Genomic DNA, 24,798 nt, shown 5'->3' on the forward strand with positions numbered 1-24,798 from the left:
CTCGAGGGATATCATGAAAACTGAAATAGCAGCACATTATGATTACAACAAAAATGCTTTTAAAAATTATCTAATATCAGAGACTGAACTATTAAACATCTGGTTCAAACGCGAATATTTCAAGACAGAGGGTTTAAAAGTCGGCGCAGAAATTGAATTTCTCCTTCTCGATAACAATTATCAATTAGTCCCTCAGAATCAGTTATTTACACAGCAATTAAACGATCCCAATGTTATTCCAGAAGCAGGGGCCTCTCAACTGGAAATAAATACTGCGGTGTTTCCACTATGCGACAATTTTTTATCGGATCTGCATCAGAGTGTTTTTTCAACATGGTCAAAATGCTGCAGTCTGGCGCATAAACACAATGTTCACCTGGCGCTAATCGGCTCTATGCCACAAGCCGAAGAATGTCATTCCGCACACGAATATATAACCCCCCATCCTTCATATCGGCTTATGAATGACAATGTGTCTAAATATCGGCAGGGGCTGCCTTTATCGTTAAAACTGAATGGTGCCGAGGAAGAATTCATTTTCCAGCCGCAATCTTTATCAGTCGAAGGGCTCATTTCCTCGTTGCAACTTCATCTGGAGGTTAGCCCTGAGCAATCCGTTACATACTATAATACCATGCAGATGCTTTCTGCTCCTTTGCTTTCACTTTGCGCTAACGCGCCCTTTTTTTATGGTAAGGAGCTATGGAGTGAATCAAGAATCGCAATTTTTGAACAATTATATAGGTTTCCTTCTCCTTATCAGAATTGCGCTTTCTTTGAGCCTCATTATCTTAAGAATAGTTTTTTCTCATTATTTAAAGCTAATTTAAATAACTACCCGTATCTTCTGCCCGAAGTGGCAAAAGGAGAACCCAGCCACCATCTTTTCCACTTACGAAAGCAAAATAGCACGGTATATCGCTGGAATCGGCCAATTGTTGATTTTAATACTCATAATGAACCTTACTTAAGAATAGAGCACCGACCTTTATCTTCCGGGCCAAGTATTGTCGACATGATTGCTAATGCCGCTTTTTTCTATGGCCTGGTTTATTTCTTTGCAAATCGTGATGAGCCTGAAGCCTCATTAATTCCCTTCAAAGAGAGTTATGCCAATTTTTATCAGGCAGCCTGTTTTGGTCTTCGAGCACGGCTTATGTGGAATGGGATCGAAGTTGATGCGCTTCATCTTTTAAATGATTTTCTACCTTTAGCCAGAAAAGGTCTGGAAGGTTTGGGCATAGTCAGAGCAGATATCGATTTTTATTTGGAAATTATTCATCATCGTCTGCTTAAACAGCAAAATGGCAGTATCTGGCAACAAAACTTCATTAAGCGCTATGGTTATGATTTTGAGAATTTGCTTGGGCATTATTTAGAGAATCAGTACCGGGAGATCCCAATATCTGAATGGCTTATTTAAGTTAGCCGGTTAGCGCAATCGAGTAAAATAAAAAAGCCCTGCAGTCTGATCCTGCAGGGCTTCTAAATGACGCGAATCAGGCTTTGGCAGCTTTCTTCTCTTTTTCTTTGGCAATTACTGCTTCTGCCACATTAGCTGGGCAAGGAGAGTAGTGAGAGAATTCCATTGAGAACTGGCCTCGACCTGAAGTCAGGGTACGTAAGGTACTGATGTAACCAAACATTTCTGAGAGAGGAACATCGGCTTTAATGCGAACACCCGCAGCACTTGGCTCCTGACCAGAAATCATGCCGCGTCGTCGGTTCAAGTCACCAATCACATTACCAACATCTTCTTCAGTGCTATACACGTCAACCTTCATAATAGGCTCAAGCAGCTGAGGACCCGCTTTAGGTATGGATTGACGGAAAGCGCCTTTCGCCGCAATTTCAAACGCGATTGCTGAAGAGTCTACCGAGTGGTATCCACCATCAGTCAGATTAATTTTAACGTCTAATAAGGGGAAGCCGGCCAATGTACCTGAATCCATCATTGAACGAAACCCTTTCTCAATCGCAGGGAAGAACTCTTTAGGTACGTTACCGCCCACAACAGAAGTTACAAAAGTGAATCCACTATTCGGCTCACCTGGTTCAATCGTGTAATCGATTTTACCGTACTGTCCAGATCCACCTGATTGCTTCTTGTGAGTATAGCTGTCGTGAACCGTTTTAGTAATGGTTTCACGGTAAGCAACCTGAGGTTGACCTACTATCAGTTCAACGTCATAGGTACGCTTCAGAATATCCACTTTAATATCAAGATGCAGCTCACCCATACCACGAAGAATCGTTTCACCGGAATCTTCATCAGTCTCAACCCGGAAGGTAGGATCTTCAGCAACCATCTTGCCAATGGCAATCGCCATTTTTTCAGTAGAAGTCTTGTCTTTCGGTGAAACCGCAATGGAAATCACTGGCTCAGGGAAAACCATCGCTTCCAGTGTACATTCGTGATCCGGATCACAAAGTGTGTGACCTGTACGAACGTTTTTCATACCGACGATAGCAATAATGTCGCCTGCTTCCGCACTTTGCAATTCATTACGCTCATTCGCCTGCATTTCAACCATTCGGCCAACGCGTTCTGTTTTGCCGGTAAAGGAGTTAAGAATAGTATCACCTTTATTCAATCGTCCTGAGTAAACCCGGATGAAGGTCAGCGCGCCATAACGGTCGTCCATAATCTTGAACGCCAGAGCACGGAATGGTTCATCAGGAGAAACGATAGCGAACTCACCATTTGGCTCACCTTCAGCATTAGTCAAAGGCTGCGGATTCACTTCGTGAGGAGCAGGCAAGTAGTCAACGACTGCATCCAGTAATAATTGCATCCCTTTATTCTTGAAGGCCGAACCGCAATAAGTCGGGAAGAAAGCAAGTTCAAGCGTACCTTTACGGATACAACGCTTGATATCTTCAATGGACGGCTCTTCTCCTTCCAGATAGGCCATTAATAAATCATCATCCATTTCCAGCGCAGTTTCGATAAGCTGAGCGCGGTACATCTCAACATCATCGTGCATATCAGCCGGTACATCAGTAATCGTATAATTTTCTGGCTGTCCTGATTCATCCCAGACGTAAGCTTTACGGGTTAATAAGTCAACTACCCCTTTGAAACTGTCTTCAAAGCCTATCGGCAGAGTCATAATCAGTGGGTGTGCACCGAGTACCTTTTTAACCTGCTCAGTGACATTGATAAAGTTCGCGCCGATACGATCCAGTTTGTTTACAAAAATCAAACGAGATACTTTAGAATTATTCGCATAGCGCCAGTTGGTTTCTGATTGAGGCTCAACACCACCTGAACCACAGAATACACCAATACCTCCATCAAGTACTTTCAGTGAGCGGTAAACCTCTACAGTAAAGTCGACGTGTCCTGGGGTATCGATAATATTGAAACGAGTACCTTTCCAGTAGCAACTGACTGCTGCTGACTGAATAGTAATTCCGCGCTCGGCTTCCTGTTCCATGAAGTCGGTTGTTGACTCCCCTTCGTGGACTTCACCCATTTTGTGGATTCTGCCGGTGAGCTTGAGGATCCGTTCGGTAGTAGTGGTTTTTCCAGCATCAACGTGGGCGAAGATGCCGATGTTTCTATATTGATTTAAATCAGCCATAGCAGTCTTATACACTTTAAAAAGGGTTAAAAATAGTCCGGCATTATACAGCACTTTATTTAGATTTACAGCATAACTTTATCTAATCAGTTCATTTTTTTCCGAACGGTGATATGGATTCAAATCTGGCCTTGCCAAAAGGTGGTCAAGGAAGATTCTGGCAGCCCTGTTGAGTAATATATGGGCGATGTGACTTAATTCAAACCCCTGTCACCCTTACAGTAAAAACTTGTTTAAATCTTGCCGAAACAAACGCTCTCCAGATAAAATCGGGTTTTTATTTTTGATAAAAACTTATGCGCGCTTCAAATCCCATCAAAATATTATTTACGGCCATTGCCGGCACAGGTCTTCAATGGTACGACTTTGCACTTTTTGGTTATTTCGCCCCGATTATCGCCTCAAACTATTTTCCAAAAGAAAACCAGTTCGCAGCGCTGCTTAGCGCCTTTGGCGTATTGGCGGTAGGATACCTGCTAGCACCGCTAGGCTCCTTATTTTTCGGTTATATTGGCGATCGCTTCGGCAGGAAATACGCCTTAATGCTAAGTATCCTGGCAATGGCCGTTCCTACTCCCCTGGTCGGATTAGTACCCTCTTATTCTGCTATCGGAATAGCGGCGCCTATTTTCATTACGATGTTGCGAATCCTGCAGGGTTTTGTTGCCAGCAGTGAATACACAGGCTCAACGCTGTTTTTAATCGAACATGCGCCGGCAAACCGAAAGGCCCTATACGGCTGCCTGTCCAGTTCCGCCTATAGTCTGGGCTCTATTGGGGCAGGGCTTGCCGCTTCTTTCTTTACCGCATCCTTTATGCCCGACTGGGCCTGGCGTCTGGCATTCGTGCTGGCCGGCATTTTAGGACTGTTCATTTTCTACTTAAGAAACTCACTTGAAGAAACCCCCGAGTTTATCCAGATTCACGAGGCAGAGAAACAAAGACAGCCCTTTCTGGCGGCTCTTCGCGAAAAACCCCTGGCCATACTGGGAGTGATTGGACTCGCCTGGTTAACCGGCATTATGACATTTGGCACCTATGTTTTTTCAGCGGCTTACCTGCATCACTATTTTAATATCCCACTAAGCTTCGCCACCCTTGCGATCAGTTTTGCGTTATTAATCGACGCATTGATTGAACCCTGTTTCGCCTGGCTGGCTGATAAAACGGGGCATTTAAAAATTATCATCGCGGGAATGCTCGGTATTATAATTTTAGCAATCCCTGCCTATTATTTATTATCCTCAAATAACAGCTTATTCATAGTACTGGCATTAGTCATTCTGACTCTGCTCATCGCCATTACGTTCTCGCCTTTGAACGCCTATATGACCTCCCTGTTCCCCCGTTCCTATCGTTACAGCGGTTTTGGGGTCGCCTTTCATATCGGTATTTCGGTGTTTGGCGGCACGGTACCTCTGGTTATGATGTGGTTAACCGAGAAAACCGGGAATCTAATTGCCCCCGCCTGGTATTACATTTTTGGTGCCGTTATCGGTCTTATCTCTGTAGGGGTTTGTGAGTTAAGCCGTTCGGGGCAACCCCGGCAACAGGCCGAATTAAAGTTACATAACCGCCAGGGACTATATGATTAAAATCGTCCTGTTAAAAGATCAGCCGGAAAAACTCTCACAACTAGCTCAAATCTGGCATAAGGAATTGGCCTCGATCTGGGCTCCTGAGTTTTCAATTGCTCAAGCCAAAGAACGCTTTACTACTCATTTAAATGATAGTGAAATGCCATTGACCCTGGTGGCGATTATTAATGATCAGGCAGTGGGCATGTGCAGTTTGCGGCAAAATGATGGAATAAGGCCTGACTTGTGCCCTTGGTTAGGGGCATTGGTAGTTGACTCTGATTACCAGAGACAAGGTATTGGACGCATGCTGATTGAGGCAGCAAAAGAGAAAGCCCGCAGCATGGGATACACGGAATTATTTCTTTTTTGCTTTGACCCAACAATCCCTGCTTATTATGAAAGACTGGGCTGGAAAAAAATTGCAATGGATCACTGTCGAGATCTTCCGGTAACGGTTATGGAGATTTGTTTAAAATAAATGTAACTTCCCCGGTACGTCATCCTGCCGGTACGTCATCCTGAGCGCAGCGAAGGATCTCAAACTGCCTGGAACTGAGCCAGATTCAGGAGATCCTTCACTGCGTTCAGGATGACGTAGCGAGGAGTTACAAAGACCACAGTTTCTATTGTTTTAAGGGAGTTTAAAGATGGAAGTGAATCAACCGATTGTATTAATCGCAGCGCCTGAGGTGCTGGCTGTTCCAGTTGTGGAAAATCACAATCCTCTGATTGATATTAAAGGGGACAATCGAATCCTCATTGGCCCGTCACCGGAGATCCCTGATAATACCGATTATACTCAAATGCGGGAGGAAGTGTTTCACCGGCTGCTCAAGGCGCAAAGTTTGTTACCCGCCGGACTTCAGTTCTGTCTGTATGAAGCCTATCGGAGCCTGGATTTACAGAAAGCGCTGTTTGATGAGCGCTACGAGCAGCTACAGGCTTTACATCCTGATTGGTCTCACGAAGAGCGCTTTAATGAAACCATGAAGCTTATTTCACCTGTAATTAATCTGGATGGAACTAAAAATGTTCCTCCTCATGGAACTGGCGCGGCGATTGATGTCTATTTGCTTGATGAAAGGGGAAATCCTCTTGACATGGGTATTCACCCTAAAGACTGGATGACGGATATCGATGCGCATATTTCAACAACCAACAGCCGCTCTATCTCCGAAAGGGCCCGCGCCAATCGCGACATCATGAGCAGGGCTTTATTATCTGCGGGTTTTGTCAATTATCCAACGGAATACTGGCATTGGTCCTATGGAGATCGCTACTGGGCATTTATGACCGGCCAGTCACAGGCCTGTTATGGCTGCGTGTCATCGTTGGGCCGCTGATTTCATTTATCAAGGCTTACGACAGGCCTTGATAAAGAACTTCCCTTTTCTATCAAAGCAATAGTTCCTCCGCATCAATTTCTTCGAGATATTGATGATAGGACTGTACCCTTTCCTCATGGACATCAAACAAAATTGGGCCTGACACATAGGAATAGAAGTAGGTATGATTAGCGTCCAGCCTTTGAGCAGGCACCAGGCAGGAGAACCAGTCATTCCATTCGGGCATATTGTCATCTTTCTGCCAGTAACATGGAATTTTCAAACCCCTCGACAATTCATCCAACACGGTTCTGCTCGCTCCATTGCGCTCAGCCAGATTAAAATGGGTCTCCAGATCAGCAAGTGTTTTCATGACTAGGAAGCTGACATTCGCATCGTCGTCTAAAAGCATAAAACTGCCCGAGTAATCCGCAAGATAATATTCCACAATCCCTTTTTCTCTGCATAATTGACGGAAAAAATAGCTGAATTTGGGATCGCGCAAGCAATGGGGAACAGGAATATTAAGCATTCGGACAAGATTATCTGACATCGCCTGAAAATATTGCTGTTGCAGCTCATTAATACTTTTAGTAATCAATTCCGCAGCCTGCGCATCACTTTTATGGATGTAGCGATGAATTAATCCTTCATTAAAAGCCTGAATAGCCAGCTTCTCATCCGCTTTTCCAGTCAAAAGAATTTTTTTGATATTGGTGTTGGCAAGACGACGGCAGAACTCCAGCCCATCCATCCCTGGCATCGCATAATCGACAACTATAACCGACACTTCGGTAAATCGGTTACGGTTGTAGATCTCGGCATGAATTGCCGCCAGATTATCATTCATATTCAAACTGGTGGAATGACCTTCTCTTATCTCTTCGACCTGATCAGTACAGCTCTCGTTCAATGCCTCTAACTGGCAACGTTTTTTATCCAGAAAATCGAGTGCGTCGAAAGGAGAATCAAATATGCGATATGCCAATCCCTCATCGAGTTGCAATACAAAATTCAGCAGAAAATCCCGGCTATCATCGATAAACAATGCGGTGCTTGGAAAATAACAGGTAGGTATTGAGAGATGTTGCATGGCTCCTCCTGAGCAAGCGTCCTTTATAAAAACCTACGTACATGGTGAGTTACAAGAGCCATGTCCCTTAATTACTATTGTTCAGCGAATGGTTGATAGCGGCAATTTTCGCTTTTACTCAACCCGCTAACACTAAAATTCCTAATGACTGTCTATAAAAATAACATGATTGTTCAATTTTTCAAATAAAACAGGCGATTAATTTTCACGATTTGGATACTTATGGGAAAACTATTGATTTAGTATGTCTCCTGGCTAATCGGAAAAAACAACATAAACTGGGTAAATTCGCCCACTTTGGCTTCACATAAAATATCGCCTCCAAATCGATTCATAACCAATTTGCAAAAAGACAATCCCAGGCCTGTTCCCATATAAGTGGTGGTATAAAAATGATTAAAAAGCCGATTTAATTGTTCTCGGGTCATTCCTTTGGCCGTATCTTTAAAATAGAGGCAATTATACCGCTCGCCACTTACAGCCCAGATATGGATATCCCCTTTTTGGGCGGTAGCTATCGCATAAAGGGCATTTTTTAATAAATTAAATAAAACATGCTGCATTAAAAGCTTCGATCCCTTAAATGTGAAATTACCTTCCCAGTAAATCTGATTACGCTCGGCAGCTGATTTAAAAGGATATCGTTGCAATGCTTCCATTACACATTCAGCTATTGAACACTCTTCAAGCGCACAGTTTTCAAGTGATTTTTCGCGGCCTGCTTTAACCAGCAGCATATCAATAATGGTATTCGCATAATCAATCTCATGAATAATACGCTCCTGAGTGCCGGCTATCTGCGCAATACGGGCTTCACGAGCCACAGGTTCCAGCAGATTATGCTGTCTCGCTAAATAATAGCCCTGAATTAAAACAGGTAGATATTGCTCAATAGCCTTGGTACCGCTTTTTATACCGAGAAGGGGCGTTCTGAGTTCATGAGCAATCATTCCTGCTGCCGCAAGAATCCCATCCAGGCGCTGCTGCTGGAGTAAAGAGGTTTTATAGTTAACTGTTGAGCCGGCAATAATCACAAAAATGATCATCACCAGCATTTCTATATGTTCCTCCCCAAAATAGGAGATCGGCGAACTAAAATAATGAAGCAGCAAAGCCGCACTCCATCCAATCGCTACCAGTAGCAATAACACCGGCAGCTCCACCAGAAGCACCAGCAAAAAAATGCTGCATAAAAGTGACATGGCGGAAATGACACTGGCATTGTTCATTAGAAAGAAATAGGCAAAGAAAAAAGACAAGGCATACAGCAAACAGAAAAACCAGTAGGCAGGCAGAAAGGGCTTTAAGCGAACAGGCCAATAATTTCCCAACATGAGTCCCAAGCCTAGCAGACTCCCAGCCAAACGCCATCCCAGTGCTTCATAAGGTTGAGGAAACCACTCAGTCCAAATCCAGTAAAACACGGGAAAACTGACAAAAATAATGAGGCCTAAGGGGAACAGTTGATGTGTGGCATACAGCGAGTTGTACTGAATCGCCTTCTTAAAATAAGCAGTTAATCCTCTGAGCTTCATCACAATACTTTCAATCCTTGAAAGAGCCTGTTAACTGGAAATCCCTTTCCAACTCCCTACGTCTCTCGGCTTGTCCGATGGACGTAGCTTAATAGCTTATAGCAGCCTGTAGGTTGTGCCCTTGGCCCAACATTGATTTCTGGAGTGGTCAAACGCTTGTTGGGCCAAGGGCCCAACCTACATAATTCTTTAACTAAATGGCTGTGTCTCTAACTCTCTTACGGACAAGCTTTAAATTGTTAAATAAGCTGTAAGCCAAAGTCAACTGGCGGATTGTAGTCAGAGTTAAACGATTTGTCTTTAGCGCTTGGTCTTCTCTCATGTTATCATAGACTTTTGGATGAATTTCACGAACATGGCGAGAACTTTACGTATTGCAACCCGAAAAAGTCAGCTGGCCTTGTGGCAGGCTAATTTTATAGGTAAACAACTTCAATCGCACTGGCCAGATATTTCCTACGAACTGGTGCCGATGCTCACCTCAGGTGATAAATTTACCCAGAGTAAATTGCAAACTCTGGGCGGGAAAGGCCTGTTTGTTAAAGAGCTGGAAGAGGCTTTATTGGACAAGCGGGCCGATTTAGCGGTTCATTCGCTCAAGGATGTACCGGCAGAGCTTCCCCCTGCTTTGCACCTTCCTGTTATTTGTAAACGGGATAATCCTCTGGATGCGCTGGTGAGCACGCAATTTTCCAATATGAATGATTTACCCGGGACGGCTCGAATCGGTACCAGCAGCCTGCGCCGGCAATCGCAGCTACTGGCCTGGAAACCCGGTCTGGAAATCGTTCCCTTGCGTGGCAATATTAATACTCGTCTGGAAAAGCTGCAGAATGAGTCCCTCGATGCAATTATTCTGGCAGCCGCAGGCCTGGAACGTCTGGGCTTAGAACATGTCATCTGTGAAGTCATTAATCCTGCGCTGATGTTACCCGCTTGCGCCCAGGGCGCGCTAGGAATCGAGTGCCGGGAAGACGATCAGGAGTTACTTGGCCTTTTAAGCCCTTTAAATGACGAATTGACGGCGGCTTGTGTGAAAGCGGAGAGACAAGTCAATGCACTGCTTGGCGGTAATTGCCATGTGCCTCTGGCAGTTTTCTGTCAACCAGCAGGTGAAGGCCAGTTGCATCTTCAGGCCAGAGTTCTAAATCTCGATGGAAGCCAGGTTATTGCCGATGAGCAATCAGGAGCTATTGAAGCGGCAACAGCTATCGCAGAGTCCTGTGCTGAAAACCTTCTGAAAAATGGCGCTCGGCAATTACTTTTAGTTCACTCCTGATAGACTTGTCCGGTTTAAGGGTTTACCACTCACCCTGTCAATTGCTGCGGGTATGGCAGAATAGTGAAGTCGATATTATACTGTTTACTAGTCAGCAGGGAATGTACAATAGTTCTAAGTTATCTGGCCAACTGGCTCATCATTGCTTAAGAACGATTCTCTGGCTGGTGATTAACCGCCGATTGGCAGAAGAGGCCTGTAAATCAGGTGCAGAGAAATAATCACAGCCATAATAAAATTCTGGATAGTCTGTATCAATTCAAACAAGGATTCGCCAATGACCACGAAAAATGAATCTCCTCAACCTAAACCCCTTGAAGCAAGCCCGCAGCAAAAGGCTAAAACAGCCTCTCCTTCAGTCTACGAGCAACATTTTGCAACTCTGATTATTGGCCTGGCTGCAGCGATTGCCCTTATTTTATCGCTGATTAGTTTTTTCAAGGTGAACCATTTCCAACAGTCTGCAGGCGATCAGAAAGGGAAGTTACAGACAAGATTTGCAGCCCTTGAACAAGAGCAGACAAAACTGACAGCCAATTTGGCAAATCTCGGCCAAACCCTGCAGCTCTCAAAAGAAAGCATTCAGCAACAGGTCAGCAATTTAAATCAAAGCCTGCATAAAGCCTTGCGGCAACGCCATTACCAACGTCAGGACTGGCTGCTTCAAAAAGCGAAATATTATCTGGAACTGGCTCAAATTAATGCCCACTGGAGTGACAGCCAGGAAACAACAATCGCACTTCTGCAAGCAGCGGATACCGTTTTGCAGGATGTGTCTGATCAGCAATTATTCAAAATCCGGCAAACCATTGCCACTGAGATTACGGCAATCAAGGCGATCCCCAAACTGGATTTGGCAGGACTCCTGAGTCAGTTAGATGCCGCTCAGCAAATGGTTTCCACCCTTCCTCTTAAACAGGGAATTAATAATCTTTCTGAGGAGAATGTGGCCCCTGCTGATGAAGACTCATCCAGTGCCTGGAAATCCAAATTACGTGAAAATATGAAACTGCTTGAAAAATTAATTGTCGTTCGTAAACACGATGATGATGTAGAGCCTATTCTTTCTCCGCTGCATCAGGAAGCATTGCGAGAAAGCATTCGCATGAATCTTCAGGAAGCACAATGGGCTTTACTGGAGCATAATAGTGCCGTCTACACCCAATCACTCAAGCAAGCTATTGAGGAAATTAATCGTATTTTCGATGTTTCCGCAAGTCCAACGCAGGCCTTGCTGAGTGACTTGCAAAAGCTAAGAGGAATTTCGTTGGAAAATCAACGCCCTCTGGTGAATGGATCACTTAATTTGTTAAACCAGTTCATCGATAACCAGAAAAACTCTACGGTCAATCAATCGACCCCGGATGGAGCACAGCCATGACACGACTAATTATTGGGCTGGTCGTTTTACTGCTTGCAATAGTTCTTGGTATCCAGTTGAATCATGATCCAGGTTATCTGCTAATTGCTGTGAATCACTGGACTATAGAAACTACCTTATGGTTTGCTATTTTGGGAATCATTCTTTGTTTCTTTCTTTTGCACTGGCTGATTCTTTTTGTACAAAAACTATGTCATTCGCGCTCGAACTATCGTGCCTGGCGTGCCCGCCGACGCGCACAGATTGCACAGGCCAAAACGAGAAAAGGGCTCATTGAGTTTAGCGAAGGATACTGGGATGCAGCGAAGACCCATTTAATCAAAGCGCTTCCCGATACCGATACCCCCTTACTAAATTATTTGACCGCGGCCAGAGCTGCCCAGGAAATGGGCGATAGCCAGTTAAGAGATGATTATCTTCGCGAAGCACAGCAGTCCATGCCTGAAGCTCGAATAGCCGTGGAACTGACCCAGGCGCAGTTACAACTGGCTAATCAGCAGTGGGAACAGGCCCTGGCCACCCTGCGACATCTGCAGGACCTGGCACCACGTCATCCCTATGTGTTGAAACTACTGATGCACCTTTACCAGGAAGTTCGTGACTGGCCACAACTAATAGCGCTGCTGCCGGAGCTTAAACGAAATAATATTGTTTCAGCCGCAGAATATGAGCAGTTACAGCTACATGCCTACAAACAGGCGATGGCTGATTGCATTCGTCTTTCCCAACGAAAGGAACTGGATGCATTGGTACAAAGCCTGCCGAAAGCGATTAAAGATTCTCCCGATTTGATGGCACAGTACTGCAGTTATCTGATTAAAGACAATCAACAGGCTCAGGCAGAAGCCCTTTTGCGCCGCAGCTTACGCAAGCAATTTAATGAGCAACTCATTAAACTTTATGGCCAGATCCATGTGAATGAACAGCAACTACCGTTCGCTGAAAGTTTTATCAAGAAGCATCCGAACTCCTCTGTCCTATTGTTGACCCTGGGACGTTTATGTATTGCCCAACACCTTTGGGGTAAAGCGCGCAGTTATTTTGAGAACAGTCTTGCTTTGCATCCCAGTCCGGAAGCCTACGCAGAAATAGGCGCCTTATATGAGCGCTTTGGGGAACAGCATGAGGCCTGTCAGGCATTTCGGCAGGGATTGAAGTTAATTGATGGAAGCTTTTTCAACGAATAGTTGCGGTTATTTAAGCCTGAACAGCAATCCAGAATTAAGTCTGGATTGCTTTATTCATAAAGCAGTCTGCTTGTAGGGAATTAACGCTCATTCGGTGAGCAAGCATCCTCGCAATACTCAAGGCTGCTTTCTACCTGTATGGTGACATGAGTAATATTATGGCTTTTTTCCAGCATGCTAACCACTTCCCGACGCCGTTCATCGCTCAACACTTGCTCAGGCATCCACAAATGCACCGAAAGCGCATTTTCACGAGTACTCAAAGCCCAGACATGTAAATCATGCACCTGCTTTACTCCGGGAATCGCTTCCAATTGATCCCGCACAGCAATCAGGGAAATGCCAGTGGGCACACCATCAATTAATAATCGGAAACTGTCTTTAAATAATGACCAGGTTCCTTTAATGATGATCACTGCAATCAAAATACCCACCACGGGGTCAATCCATTGCCAGCCGGTCCAGTAGAGAATAGCCGCAGAAATGACAACACCCACTGAAATGAAGGCATCATACAAAAGGTGCAGGAAAGCGGATTTAATATTCAGATCGTCGGTTCCTTTCATAAACAGGGCGGCAGTTGCCCCATTGACCAGAATTCCAATCGCGGCCACAATCATGACCGAAACCGCCTGCACTTCTGTTTCTGAAAATAATTTATAAACCGCATCGGTCGCAATAATTCCGCAGGTGAAAACCAGCAAAATCCCATTGGTCAGGGCTGCGATAATAGAGGTCTTTTTCAATCCATAAGTGGTTTTATCGGTCGGACTTCGTGTCAAAAGACTATTGGCTATCCAGGACAATATCAGGCCAAGCACGTCACCCAGATTATGGATAGCATCCGCCAGCAAGCTTGATGAATTAGCGATAATAGCAAAAATAATCTGGCAAACCACAAAAATGCCGTTGGCAACTATCGCAATTAAAAAGGCTCTGCTATAAGCGGGAGCAGGATGGCTGTGCCCATGTGAGGAATGATCATGGTCGTGGTGAGAGTGGTTGTCCTGAGTAGTCATTTTTCATCCTGTGGTTTTGCACTGTCATTGATACTTTCATTTTCATAATAGTTTATGCCGATTTTGATTCGCTCACGTTCATTTTTCTTTCGCCAGGCATTAGTATCTCGCAAAGAGTACACGCAGCCGCAATATTCCTGTTTATAAAAATTTTCACGTTTGGCAATTTCATACATGCGCGCGGCTCCGCCGTCCTTGCGCCAGTTATAGGTCCAATACACCATTCCAGGATAACGGCTGGCTGCCCGGGTGCCTGAGTCATTGATCTGATTCATATCTTTCCAGCGGGATATCCCCAGCGAGCTGCAGATCACCGGAAAATCATGCTCATGAGCATAAAGCGCTGTGCGTTCAAAGCGCATATCAAAACAGGCAGTGCAGCGTTTACCACGCTCAGGCTCCCACTCCAGACCTTTAACGCGTTCAAACCAGTTATCCTTGTCATAATCGGCATCGATGAATGGAATATTATGCTTTTCTGCGAACGCTTTATTTTCCTGCTTGCGAATTTCATATTCCTGCACAGGATGAATATTGGGATTATAAAAGAAAATAGTAAAATCAATTTCTGAAAAAACCAGCGCTTCCATCACCTCCCCTGAACAGGGAGCGCAACATGAGTGCAACAATAGCTTGCCGGCCTCATTGGGAAGAGTTAACTGCTCACGTTTATACATGCGTGTCACCTGATAAATTAATAAAGTGCTGCCGATAATAAACCAGCTCGGCTATTGAATCTTTAATGTCATCGAGCGCCAAGTGCTTGGATTCTTTTATGAGGCCATCCATTAACCGGGGATTCCAGCGCTTGACTAACTCTTTTAAAGTACTGACATCCAGATTGCGATAATGAAAAAACTCAGCCAGATTTGGCATATATTTATAGAGAAAACGCCTGTCCTGGCAAATGCTGTTCCCACACATTGGCGATTTTCCGCGATCCAGATATTGGCTTAGAAAATCAATAGTTTTCTGCTCAGCCTGCGCCTCGGTTATTTTGGAGTCTCGTACACGCTGTACCAGGCCTGACTGATTATGCTGCCTGGTATTCCATTCGTCCATTCCGAGAAGCAATTCTTCACTTTGCGAAACAGCAAACACCGGCCCTTCTCCAAGAATGTTAAGCCTGGAATCAGTTACAACCGTTGCGATTTCGATAATGCGATCAACCTCTGGATTTAAGCCAGTCATCTCCAGGTCAATCCAAATCAGATTATTGTTATTTCTCATTATTTTTCCAAAATTTTACAATTAAGTCGACACAAGCCACTCGATGCGCATGCAATCCAGTTTTAATGTCTGCCCCTGTGTAGCCTTGCTCAATTAATTTCTGAGCGGAAATTTTAGCACATTGTTGCAAGGCATATCGCCAGTTTTCAATTTGTTTATATTCGCTTTTCTTGCCTCGGCCCTGTGCATCAGCCTGACAAGCCAATAGCAACTGCTCAAATAGTTGTGGTCGTCGAAAGGCATCAGCCCGCTCCAGTACATTCACAATAGTGACCGGCCTCAATTCTCTGATCCGATGGATCAATAAATGCAATCGAGATACCTGAACCGCTAATTTGCGATACTCAGCCGGAATTCTCAGGCGTTGACATAATTGTTCAATTATTGGAACGCCCCGCTCCTCATGCTGACGGTGTTTGGGCCACTCTTCCATTGGCGTCGCTGTTTTTCCCAGATCATGAACCAGAGCCGCGAAACGAACCAGCGGATCGCTTGTTAATTCAGTTGACCTTGCCAGAACCATCATGGTGTGCACACCGCTATCAATTTCGGGATGATGATGCGGCGGATTAGGCACTCCAAACAAGCGATTGATTTCGGGCAACACGATTTCCAATGCCCCACAGGTCCGCAATGTTAAAATAAAGATCTCGGGATTTCTCTCCGTCAGGCTGCGTTGCCATTCCTGCCAGACTCTTTCGGCAATCAAATGATTTAACTCGCCATTTTTGGCCATTTTATACATTAACAACCGCGTTTCATCCGCCAGCTTAAACCCCAGGTGATGATATCTTGCCGCAAAACGTGCGACTCTGAGTACTCGAACGGGATCTTCAATAAATGCTGGCGACACATGCCGCAGGATTTTTGCTTCAAGATCACGTTTCCCCTGATAGGGGTCAATAAGCTTGCCGGCTTCATCCATCGCCATCGCGTTAATGGTTAAATCCCTGCGCTGTAAATCCTCTTCCAGAGTCACTTCGGGTGTAAAATCACACTCGAATCCATAATAGCCATGCCCTGACTTACGTTCAGCTCTTGCCAGTGCATATTCTTCGCGCGTTTCGGGGTGTAAAAACACCGGAAAATCACGCCCGACTCGATTGTAGCCTTTTGCCAACAAATTTTCCGGGGTTGCCCCAACTACTACCCAATCTTTCTCAGCGACAGGATAATTTAATAACTGATCGCGGACAGCGCCTCCTACTAAATAGATTTTCATTAATAAATCATCCTGGATGTTGTATAATAGCTAAATGATAAACAGCGTAAGATTGAACAACTACCATGTAGTACCTCTCATAATTATAATCCAATTATTGAGTGGCTATTCAGGATAGCGAACCGTTCAGGATTATACATCAGCTTTCCCTTATGAGTAAAAGACGAATAAATAAACAGCAAGCAGCCCGTATTCAGAAAATTCAGGCTGATTTCCTGGAAGAAACACATCCGCTGAACGACTTGAATCATCAGGGATTAGTGGTCACGCGCTATGGAAAGCATGCCGAAGTGGAAACCGAAAAGGGCAAAATTATTCATTGCCTCATCCGACCTAATATCGACTCGCTGGTTGCGGGTGATCAGGTTATCTGGCAAGTACAGGGAGAAACGCAAGGCGTTATTGTCAGCCGGTTTCCAAGAAAAGTGGTTTTAGAAAAACAGGACAAACGAGGATCAAAGCCGATTGCGGCCAATATAAGCCAGCTAATTATCGTGGTCGCCCCCAAACCAGCGATTACCTGGTCGCTGCTGGACAGCTATCTTGTGATTACTGAACATTTAGGTTTGAACCCCATCCTCTTGCTTAACAAGACTGATCTGGAATGCGCTGACATTAAAACAGCCTTCGTTTATTACAAATCCATAGGCTATCCAGTCCTCTTTCTTAGCAATACTGAGCCTGACAGTTTTTCTTCTCTGGAAACGCATCTGATAAATCAGATCAGCGTGTTTGTAGGACAATCCGGGGTTGGTAAATCATCAATTATTGCACAGATTTTACCGCATGAAAGCATTCAAACAGCCGAAATCTCGCTTAGCTCCGAATTAGGATGCCATACCACCACAAATTCCCGATTTTACCATCTGCCCAAAGGCGGTGCTTTAATTGATTCTCCGGGAGTACGGGAATTTGGTCTTTGGGAAATGCCGCGGCAGGATATTATTTATGGTTTTCGAGAAATTCGCAATTTAACATCCAGTTGCAGATTCAGAAATTGCGATCATCAGCAAAGCCCCGGCTGTGCAATAACACAAGCCGTTTACGATGGAAACATCTCAGCTAAACGTTATGACAGCTTTTTAAAAATACTAACGCAATATGCAGTGGATCTTTAAGTTCTTCTGACTAGCTGTACACCATAGTCGTTTGGTTAACAGCAAGAGTACTTTTTCGATCAGGAATGGGCTTGGTAAGAAAGGCTGCATACTGAAAGCTAAATGTTTTTTTATCTTCCATCTTTGATTCACCCAAGGTCATGACCTGATCTTTAAATGAAGCCGGGCTAACCGGTTCATCGCAGTTACTTACTACAGTATTATCCTGCACTGCATTAGAGAAAAATCGGGGGCTCGCGGCTCTCGTTTTAACTACCTGAATTTCACTTCTCATTTTAAGAAACTGACTGCTTAGTATGTTAAAGGTTGATTTCACTTCAGTTATAGTCTGTTGTTTGTTCGCTGTTCGCAGCTGTCGCAGAATTTCATTCTGCACATCAGGTTTTAATTGATGCAGGAAGTTCTGAAATTTAATATTGATGCGAATCCAGATTTTATTTTCATTTTCCTTTTGCAGCATGGTCTTTAAAATCTGATCCAGGAAATTCAATAGTAATTCTGGCTCGGCCTCTTTGGTTTGCAGACGCGGCATCAACATATTAAACAATAATTCGGGCTCGAAACAGCTGACTGTAGATGGACTGAATAACCTTCCCGTTTGTATACTTTGAAGCCAGGCTTTGGTCTCAGGAAAGCGCAACCAGGTAGCTTTTGTCAACGCGCCTGAAACTATATCCAGTACCATGTAATAATCGAATTGAACGTGTTCCTGTTCATCGTAGTTAATAAGATGTTTTAATTTATCAAATATCTCTTCACCGGTGGTGGTAACATTGTTTTTGCAATCCCAGAGATCCAGCCGGATCTCAGGACCATATTTATGAAAAGTATGAGTCATTAGCGAGACAAGAATGATTCGGATCCTTCTTAAGCATTCGTCTTCCGGTAAACTGTCTTTATAAGCGCGTTTCCAGGAATTGTTTCTAAGATAGGGCATATCCATGCTATCAGACTGTTCTAACTCATCATTGAAATACTTAAATGAATGGTCACTAACCAGCTTTGCAAAAAATCGGCCACCGGTGGCCATACACAGGTTTTGTTTCTCCCAATCCCCATTGTCCTGCCCCCAAATCTGCTCAAAAATTTCCTGGAAGGTGAATTCATCACGCTCCAAAGTGATGCGCTGTGCATTAAGATTTTGTTGCTCGTCTTTCGGCAATTGCTTAAAAAAATCACGAAAAGTTGCATAAGCCTTAGCAGCGTTCTGTCCCTGCGTTCTATAATCATCTACTGTGTTAGCCAAAAGCCCATTATTATAGACACTGCCTTTAACAAGCTCCCTCACGGCGTCGACAGTGGATTTAAGTAATGGAGGGTTAGGATCCTTCCTCACCTCTTTATTAAAATAATTCATATACTCACTGGCGGCAAAATTCAGGCGTTGAGTTTCTTTTGGAGTTAATGGAAGCGGGGGCTCGATGCTGCAATTTAAAAAAGTACGCCGCGCAGTGTGTTGATTGACACAATTACTGAGATAAATCAGGTAACGGCTATTTTCAGACAAAATATAATGAGACAAGGGATAATGGGTTACTGGATCACCGCTGATTAGCTCAATATCACTTTCAGGAGCCAGGCTAGGAATTAAGAATCGATAATAATTAGATTCTATTAAAGCAGCACCCGCCAGATTCTGTGCCAGAGCAATCCAGGGCTGATTAACTCCATTCTGTAGCCTTAAATAGTCATGCTCCTTATCAACTACCGCTTTAAAGCGCTCAGCATATAAATCTCTTAGCTTTTGCACTAGCTCCTCACTGGGCAGAGCATCAGGCAAGGCTTCGGCAGTCTCCGATATTAATTGATCTAGCGCTGGTGAAAGCTCCGCTGGACAACTACTATGCAATTGATTTAGGAATTTTTCCAATGCGGCATTGTCAAAATAGGGACCTAATTTACGCGTCCTGTACACTGAGTCCAGGGCGATATTTTTAACGATTAATGAACCATCTTTACATAGCCAATGACTCATGGCCACTATCCAGCAAAAATCCAGTTTTTGTTCTGATGCATCAAGGAGAATATCCAGCAAATATCTTTCTTTATTTTCGGCTGTAAATTTGAGACCGTAAAAATGATTGGCATCTTCAACACTGGCTAATTTCAGTTGAAGCGATAATTGGCCATAAGCCTCGTTGAATCGCAGTGTCGTCTCCGCATGCTCTGCATCCAGCAGCAGATAAGCTTCCAGAACCCGGAGCAATAATGGTTTGAGAGCCTGGAGAATTTTACCTTTCTTTTTCCATTCTGGTGCGGCTTCTCTTATTATATAGTCCCAGATACTCTGGTAGATCTGATCTTTCCACTCAAAGGATAGTTCCCCTTTTCGGCTTCTCAGCCTTAAGAGCTCCTTCAATGTCATGGGGCGAGGTCTTAATTTATTGTAGGTATCATAGCTATACAGGGAATGAGCATCCTTATGTATTGTGTTGAATAAACCCAATACCCGATGCCAGGATTTATCGTCATCACCTATAAAAATAGTACGGGGATCCAGCTCATTACTTAAGCGCGTGAGCAGATCCGGTTCAATATGATCAATCAAAACTGGAATCAATATTTTCAGATAAGGAATGTTAAGCTCAATGCTTAATTCTCTGGCAAGTTCCACCCAAGGCAAATTGGCCCCAGTAGGATCGAAGGTGTAATTCAAATCCTTGTCGATGACTTCCTGCCAGCGCTTATTGAAGTAGCCCAGCAAGCAGTTGATCTGGCCCTCATTAAGATGTGCTGGGGGAATAGTCTTAGGTGATTCAGCGAGTGTTTCATTTGCCTGAACCTGTTCAAGCTCAAGTGTGGCGTTATTAACTTTTTCAGTTTCAGAGGACGCATTTAACGTGGCGAAATCCTCTTGCATGGAGGTAAGCAATTTCATATCGCAAGGTTCTGCGATAGATCTTAAGTCTTCAAAGAATTGATGCAAACGGCTTACTAGCATACAAAACACATCCCTTTGTAATGATAACCTATTCTACTTCATTCGATTTTTAGATTCGAGTAGCTATCTAACTATTTTGAAGTGGATTACAAGACAAATGATAATGATAATCATTATCATTTGCAATACCAGATAGCTTTCCGTAATTTAAAGCACCATTTTTACCTGTATCTGACTCAAGGTTTGCCGGGCTTTGGCGCGTGCTTCATCTACAGAATTTCCAAGCGCCAGGCAAACGCCCATACGCCGCTCCCCATGCAGTTCAGGCTTACCAAAAAGTCTGATTTGTGTATCAGGGAGTTCCAGTGCTGATTGAAGATCATATTCGATATTCTGACTATTACCCTTAACCAGCAGAGCAGCGGAAGCCGCCGGTCCATATTGTCTGATATGTGGAATTGGCAAACCTAAAATAGCCCGAAGATGTAATGCAAACTCCGACAAGTCCTGAGAAATTAAAGTGACCAGTCCCGTATCATGGGGCCGCGGAGAGATTTCACTAAAATACACCTCATTTCCTTTAATAAAAAATTCAACCCCAAAGAGACCAAATCCGCCCAAGGCGTCGGTAACTGTTTTGGCCTGCTGCCGGGCTTGTTCAAGAACCTGTGCAGGCATTGGATGCGGCTGCCAGGATTCCCGATAATCTCCCTGAATCTGCAAATGGCCGATGGGTTGGCAAAATGAAGTGCCTTGCCGATGACGAACGGTGAGCAAGGTGATTTCATAATCAAAATCAAGAAACTCCTCTACGATGACACTGCCTTTCATACCCCTTGCCCCTGCAAGAGCATCCACCCAGGCAGCCTCTATCCCCTCCGAATAACGAATGATGCTCTGCCCTTTACCAGAGGAACTCATGGTGGGCTTCACTACGCAAGGCAATCCAATCTTTTGGATCGCCGCATGATATTCTTCCTGAGTATTGGCAAAGGAATAACGAGAGGTTTGCAATCCTAACTGTTCCGCGGCCAGACGGCGAATACTTTCCCGATTCATTGTGGAATGGACCGCCTGCGCAGTAGGGGTAACCACATAGCCTTCTTTTTCCAATTCGAGCAAGGCGCTGGTGGCGATCGCCTCAATTTCGGGCACAATGAAATGCGGATTTTCTGCTTTAATCAGGCGGGTCAGCGCTTCTCCATCCAGCATGGACACAACATGCGAACGATGCGCTACCTGCATCGCCGGTGCATGCGCATAGCGATCCACTGCAATTACTTCAATACCTAGACGCTGCGCTTCAATAGCAATCTCTTTGCCCAACTCGCCGGCTCCCAGCAGCATTAAACGAGTTGCAGATTCGGTATGCGGTGTACCTAACAGGACCATATTCTCTCCATGAGTCAGTCGAAGCTTTAAGAAGATTATCTTACTGCAAGCAAATCATTTAGGAAACGGGAATCAAAGTAAACTCTTCAAAGCTATTGGAAACTGTATGTTCTATGGCTAAAAAGGCGAAAATATTACGGATGAGCGCATTCGTGCTCTATCAGCAGGCGCTGAGCCACAGACTCCATTAGAAGAGTTTATTCAATGGGAAACACGAAGCGGCAAGCCCCTGGCTCCACACTGCAAAATGACCAATTTTCATCCAAACACGCTGGACTCGCTGGAAAGTAAGTGGGATAATCCGCTGTGCAAATTTATTACTTATTGAAGAATAAGAAAAACCTATATCTAATTTTTTACCAGCTGACAATCAATTAGCAAAAGAAGACGTATTAAGAATACTGGAGAGATTACCTGTGTTAGTAAATTCAACCTTGAGACTCGAAGCAAATAAGCAAACTATCAACCATGCCGTATTGTGGTCTACCGGACAAACAACGCAGTCGAGTGCAACTGTAACGGTTATCTCATATAAGAATACAATTTATCTCATAACGAATGCCCATGCTGTTGTGAATGCCACGTATATGAAAGTTAAATTTGACAAGGGTTCAGCACAAGTGCCTGTTCGTGCCTGCTGGGTTGATCCGGTAATGGATCTGGCAACTCTTGAAACAACTAATACAGAAGATAAAGCCTTTCTTGAAGTAAAATTAGTGCGTTAACAATAGAAACAACATTTCAGACTAAGGGTAAAGAAGTGAGTGCCTATGGTTATCCGGCGGGTGGAACGAGCCTGTCATTCACAAAAGGACATATCTCAAGAACCCAGATATCTACAATTGCACTTTCTGGTCTCCCAGGTATAACCGTGCAAACCAGCGCACCAATTAATCCAGGTAATAGTGGAGGACCAATCACTATACAAGAAAAAGAGAGTGGTCAAGAAAAATGTATTGGAATAGTCACACAGGGGTACAGTTCACTTAGTAGTGTTGCATATTTTATCCCGGCAATCACTGTGGTGAATACTATAAATGCCTATAGAAAATTCGGCAAACTTAAATCGGCAGGGTTTATTGATTATGTCACAGTGCCAGCGCTATCTTTTAGTTGGCAAACTTTAAAAAATGCAGCTTTGCGCGCAGTACTTGGGCTAAGTGATGCCAACAGCAAGGACTTAACCGGTATATATGTTAATGGGGTTCCTCAGACCTCCTGCGCATATGGTATATTAGAGCCTGGCGATATTATTTTAAAGATAGACGGGCATTCAATTCAATCAGATGGCTATGTTGAAGTGGAGGAGTTAGAAAATTCGATAGATTTTCGTTATCTTATCCAGCGCAAAGTATATGGCAGTAAATTGGATCTGGTAGTCTTAAGAAAAGAATCAATCGTTGAAAGAATTGATGATGCGGTAATAGACGAGTTGAGTACATCATCGGCGCAAGATTTAAATGTTGAAGCATCTGCCAATGATAAGAACAAGGGGCTTTGTGAATTAACACTCACCGTTGTATTAAACCGACAATTAGGCCGTCAGAGACTGCTGGGATTCAGACAAGACAAACCCATTAAATACCATATCCAGCCTTCTGGAAAAGATGGCGCCTTTGTTTTTAGCCACTGCACGGCTTCAATGATAGAAGGATTCACAACCGGTTATAATGCTGGGGGTACGGTGATTAGCGATAACTCCAAAAGGCCCCGGATGTTCGATGATTTTGAGGCTCTAAGCCGAAGTAAAGATCTCGGCGAGATAGTTGTATTACATTCCATACTAACTTCGGAAGAAACCGATGGCTATGAGGGTTTTGCCCTAAGCAGCGGTGCAAATTGCATAAGTCATCGCATTGTTCGTGTTAATGGCCAGCCCATCCGTTTTTTAGCTGATTTAGTGCTAGCCTTACAAAGTGATCCCGCCAAACCTGCAACAGTTGAGTTTGATAATGGGAATATCCTCTGTATCGCGCCCGTGGCTGACGAGAAAACTATAAGCCGAATACAATCGAAATATCAAATTGCATTCTTTACGAGCAAAAAGCTTGCAGACACGCTTAAGCCTATGAATAAAACAGAGCATACGTCCCTATTTGAGCAGATTAAACAGACTGGTAAAAGCCAAAGGAAACGTTCAGCAGATCAGTTACATGATTCCTCTGGGCTGTTTATAATCCCAGGTGAAAACCAGGATCCGGAGGGAGAAATACTTGAATCAAAGATAAGCCGATTAAGTTACGTCTGAATCTATCCAATAGCCGATTAAACAAATCAGGATGGTGCTGTTTTACATGTAACACATGATGGTCCATTTACTGCCGGTGGCAGGAAGTTGATTCTGGGAAATGGAATTACAGTAGGCCATCAAGCCGTTCTGCATGCCTGTCACATTGAAGATTACTGTCTGATCGGCATGGGAGCATTAATACTGGACGCTGTTCATGTGGAGCATCATGTTATGATTGCTGCAGCAGTGTAGTGTCACCCGGGAAGCGCCTTTTATCCGGCAATTTATATCTTGGTAATCCTGCGCGGCAAGTTCGGCCGCTCACTGAGCAGGAGTTGGAACAACTCGAATATTCAGCGAAACATTATGTCAGATTAAAAGATATGTATCTGAGAGACTGATTTGCCCTCTCCCCAACCCTCTCCCAGAGGGAGAGGGGGCAATTTGGGTACAAGCCGAAGTACATAGGTACTGCCATCAAGCCAGACTCAACTGGATATACACCGTGAATAAAGAGATACAAAAAGAACCGACATTGCGAGCGTTAGCGACGCAAAGACGACAGGATTTCCGTCTGCAGGAAGGTTTGGAGTTTTTTTTCAGACAAAAAAAAAGCGGCTCGAAAGCCGCTTTGCAATAAAGCCCTGGCGATGACCTACTTTCACATGGAGAAACTCCACACTATCATCGGCGCAAGTCTGTTTCACTTCTGAGTTCGAGATGGGATCAGGTGGTTCCA

The 24,798-nt window shown here is 44.1% G+C and carries 20 protein-coding genes, 1 rRNA gene and 1 pseudogene; 12 read left to right on the forward strand and 10 right to left on the reverse strand.

Going from position 1 to position 24,798, the window contains the following annotated elements; all coding sequences use genetic code 11:
* Positions 1 to 13: 13 nt before the first annotated feature.
* A complete protein-coding gene (locus tag E1O89_RS11660) occupies positions 14 to 1,423 on the forward strand; it encodes a hypothetical protein (RefSeq protein WP_133140313.1) in 1,410 nt (469 codons plus the stop codon).
* A 76-nt stretch (positions 1,424 to 1,499) separates the two neighbouring features.
* On the opposite strand, the gene fusA is transcribed toward E1O89_RS11660, so the two are convergent.
* Positions 1,500 to 3,587: an elongation factor G gene (gene fusA / locus E1O89_RS11665; RefSeq protein WP_133140335.1), complete on the reverse strand. Its 2,088-nt coding sequence runs from the start codon at positions 3,585 to 3,587 to the stop codon at positions 1,500 to 1,502.
* A 296-nt stretch (positions 3,588 to 3,883) separates the two neighbouring features.
* Between fusA and E1O89_RS11670 the strand changes: the two genes are divergently transcribed.
* The 3 genes from E1O89_RS11670 (at position 3,884) to E1O89_RS11680 (ending at position 6,510) form a co-directional block, all read left to right on the forward strand.
* Entirely contained in the window at positions 3,884 to 5,182 is a 1,299-nt protein-coding gene (locus tag E1O89_RS11670) for an MFS transporter (protein WP_133140314.1), read from the forward strand.
* The gene (locus E1O89_RS11675; RefSeq protein ID WP_133140315.1) at positions 5,175 to 5,645 is read left to right on the forward strand and encodes a GNAT family N-acetyltransferase; all 471 of its coding nucleotides are present in this window, start codon (positions 5,175 to 5,177) and stop codon (positions 5,643 to 5,645) included. Before E1O89_RS11670 ends, E1O89_RS11675 begins: the two co-directional genes overlap by 8 nt.
* Positions 5,646 to 5,814: 169 nt before the next feature.
* Positions 5,815 to 6,510, forward strand: coding sequence for a M15 family metallopeptidase (locus tag E1O89_RS11680; RefSeq protein WP_133140316.1), 696 nt, complete (start codon positions 5,815 to 5,817; stop codon positions 6,508 to 6,510).
* A 52-nt stretch (positions 6,511 to 6,562) separates the two neighbouring features.
* Here E1O89_RS11680 and E1O89_RS11685 read toward each other — a convergent pair whose 3' ends face one another.
* Positions 6,563 to 7,585 carry a response regulator gene (locus E1O89_RS11685; RefSeq protein ID WP_133140317.1) on the reverse strand — a complete coding sequence of 341 codons (1,023 nt, stop codon included), beginning with the start codon at positions 7,583 to 7,585 and terminating at the stop codon, positions 6,563 to 6,565.
* Positions 7,586 to 7,824: 239 nt separating this feature from the next.
* The gene (locus tag E1O89_RS11690; RefSeq protein ID WP_233013939.1) at positions 7,825 to 9,120 is read right to left on the reverse strand and encodes a sensor histidine kinase; all 1,296 of its coding nucleotides are present in this window, start codon (positions 9,118 to 9,120) and stop codon (positions 7,825 to 7,827) included.
* Between the two features lie 340 nt (positions 9,121 to 9,460).
* Between E1O89_RS11690 and hemC the strand changes: the two genes are divergently transcribed.
* Genes hemC through E1O89_RS11705 form a run of 4 tightly spaced genes read left to right on the forward strand, consistent with a single transcriptional unit; the run spans position 9,461 to position 12,967 of the window.
* Positions 9,461 to 10,399: a hydroxymethylbilane synthase gene (gene hemC, locus E1O89_RS11695; RefSeq protein WP_133140319.1), complete on the forward strand. Its 939-nt coding sequence runs from the start codon at positions 9,461 to 9,463 to the stop codon at positions 10,397 to 10,399.
* A gap of 5 nt (positions 10,400 to 10,404) precedes the next feature.
* Positions 10,405 to 10,620 carry a hypothetical protein gene (locus E1O89_RS15460; protein WP_165483144.1) on the forward strand — a complete coding sequence of 72 codons (216 nt, stop codon included), beginning with the start codon at positions 10,405 to 10,407 and terminating at the stop codon, positions 10,618 to 10,620.
* Between the two features lie 56 nt (positions 10,621 to 10,676).
* Positions 10,677 to 11,780, forward strand: a complete 1,104-nt coding sequence (locus E1O89_RS11700; protein ID WP_133140320.1) for a uroporphyrinogen-III C-methyltransferase — start codon at positions 10,677 to 10,679, stop codon at positions 11,778 to 11,780.
* On the forward strand, positions 11,777 to 12,967 hold the full coding sequence (locus tag E1O89_RS11705) for a heme biosynthesis HemY N-terminal domain-containing protein (RefSeq protein ID WP_133140321.1): 1,191 nt from the start codon (positions 11,777 to 11,779) through the stop codon (positions 12,965 to 12,967). The genes E1O89_RS11700 and E1O89_RS11705 overlap by 4 nt, the downstream gene beginning before the upstream one ends.
* Before the next feature lie 80 nt (positions 12,968 to 13,047).
* On the opposite strand, the gene E1O89_RS11710 is transcribed toward E1O89_RS11705, so the two are convergent.
* Genes E1O89_RS11710 through E1O89_RS11725 form a run of 4 tightly spaced genes read right to left on the reverse strand, consistent with a single transcriptional unit; the run spans position 13,048 to position 16,438 of the window.
* Entirely contained in the window at positions 13,048 to 13,986 is a 939-nt protein-coding gene (locus tag E1O89_RS11710) for a cation diffusion facilitator family transporter (RefSeq protein ID WP_133140322.1), read from the reverse strand.
* On the reverse strand, positions 13,983 to 14,663 hold the full coding sequence (locus tag E1O89_RS11715) for an epoxyqueuosine reductase QueH (RefSeq protein ID WP_133140323.1): 681 nt from the start codon (positions 14,661 to 14,663) through the stop codon (positions 13,983 to 13,985). The genes E1O89_RS11710 and E1O89_RS11715 overlap by 4 nt, the downstream gene beginning before the upstream one ends.
* Entirely contained in the window at positions 14,656 to 15,216 is a 561-nt protein-coding gene (gene orn, locus E1O89_RS11720; protein WP_133140324.1) for an oligoribonuclease, read from the reverse strand. The genes E1O89_RS11715 and orn overlap by 8 nt, the downstream gene beginning before the upstream one ends.
* Positions 15,206 to 16,438 carry a multifunctional CCA addition/repair protein gene (locus E1O89_RS11725; protein WP_133140325.1) on the reverse strand — a complete coding sequence of 411 codons (1,233 nt, stop codon included), beginning with the start codon at positions 16,436 to 16,438 and terminating at the stop codon, positions 15,206 to 15,208. The genes orn and E1O89_RS11725 overlap by 11 nt, the downstream gene beginning before the upstream one ends.
* A 152-nt stretch (positions 16,439 to 16,590) precedes the next feature.
* Between E1O89_RS11725 and rsgA the strand changes: the two genes are divergently transcribed.
* Complete coding sequence (gene rsgA, locus E1O89_RS11730; RefSeq protein ID WP_133140326.1) at positions 16,591 to 17,556, forward strand: ribosome small subunit-dependent GTPase A; 966 nt, start codon at positions 16,591 to 16,593, stop codon at positions 17,554 to 17,556.
* A 10-nt stretch (positions 17,557 to 17,566) separates the two neighbouring features.
* Here rsgA and E1O89_RS11735 read toward each other — a convergent pair whose 3' ends face one another.
* Complete coding sequence (locus tag E1O89_RS11735; protein WP_133140327.1) at positions 17,567 to 20,497, reverse strand: hypothetical protein; 2,931 nt, start codon at positions 20,495 to 20,497, stop codon at positions 17,567 to 17,569.
* Positions 20,498 to 20,644: 147 nt separating this feature from the next.
* Entirely contained in the window at positions 20,645 to 21,829 is a 1,185-nt protein-coding gene (purT, locus tag E1O89_RS11740) for a formate-dependent phosphoribosylglycinamide formyltransferase (RefSeq protein ID WP_133140328.1), read from the reverse strand.
* Between the two features lie 416 nt (positions 21,830 to 22,245).
* Between purT and E1O89_RS11745 the strand changes: the two genes are divergently transcribed.
* The 3 genes and pseudogenes from E1O89_RS11745 to E1O89_RS11755 form a co-directional block, all read left to right on the forward strand.
* Entirely contained in the window at positions 22,246 to 22,554 is a 309-nt protein-coding gene (locus E1O89_RS11745) for a hypothetical protein (protein WP_133140329.1), read from the forward strand.
* Positions 22,555 to 22,589: 35 nt separating this feature from the next.
* Complete coding sequence (locus E1O89_RS11750; RefSeq protein WP_165483145.1) at positions 22,590 to 24,077, forward strand: S1C family serine protease; 1,488 nt, start codon at positions 22,590 to 22,592, stop codon at positions 24,075 to 24,077.
* A 27-nt stretch (positions 24,078 to 24,104) separates the two neighbouring features.
* Positions 24,105 to 24,460, forward strand: a pseudogene (locus E1O89_RS11755) (gamma carbonic anhydrase family protein); the annotation flags it as partial.
* Between the two features lie 241 nt (positions 24,461 to 24,701).
* Here E1O89_RS11755 and rrf read toward each other — a convergent pair.
* Positions 24,702 to 24,798: ribosomal RNA gene (gene rrf, locus E1O89_RS11760) — 5S ribosomal RNA — on the reverse strand; the annotation flags it as partial.

Source organism: Legionella genomosp. 1, from assembly GCF_900640215.1.
In the GTDB taxonomy this organism is placed as follows: domain Bacteria; phylum Pseudomonadota; class Gammaproteobacteria; order Legionellales; family Legionellaceae; genus Legionella_C; species Legionella_C quinlivanii_A.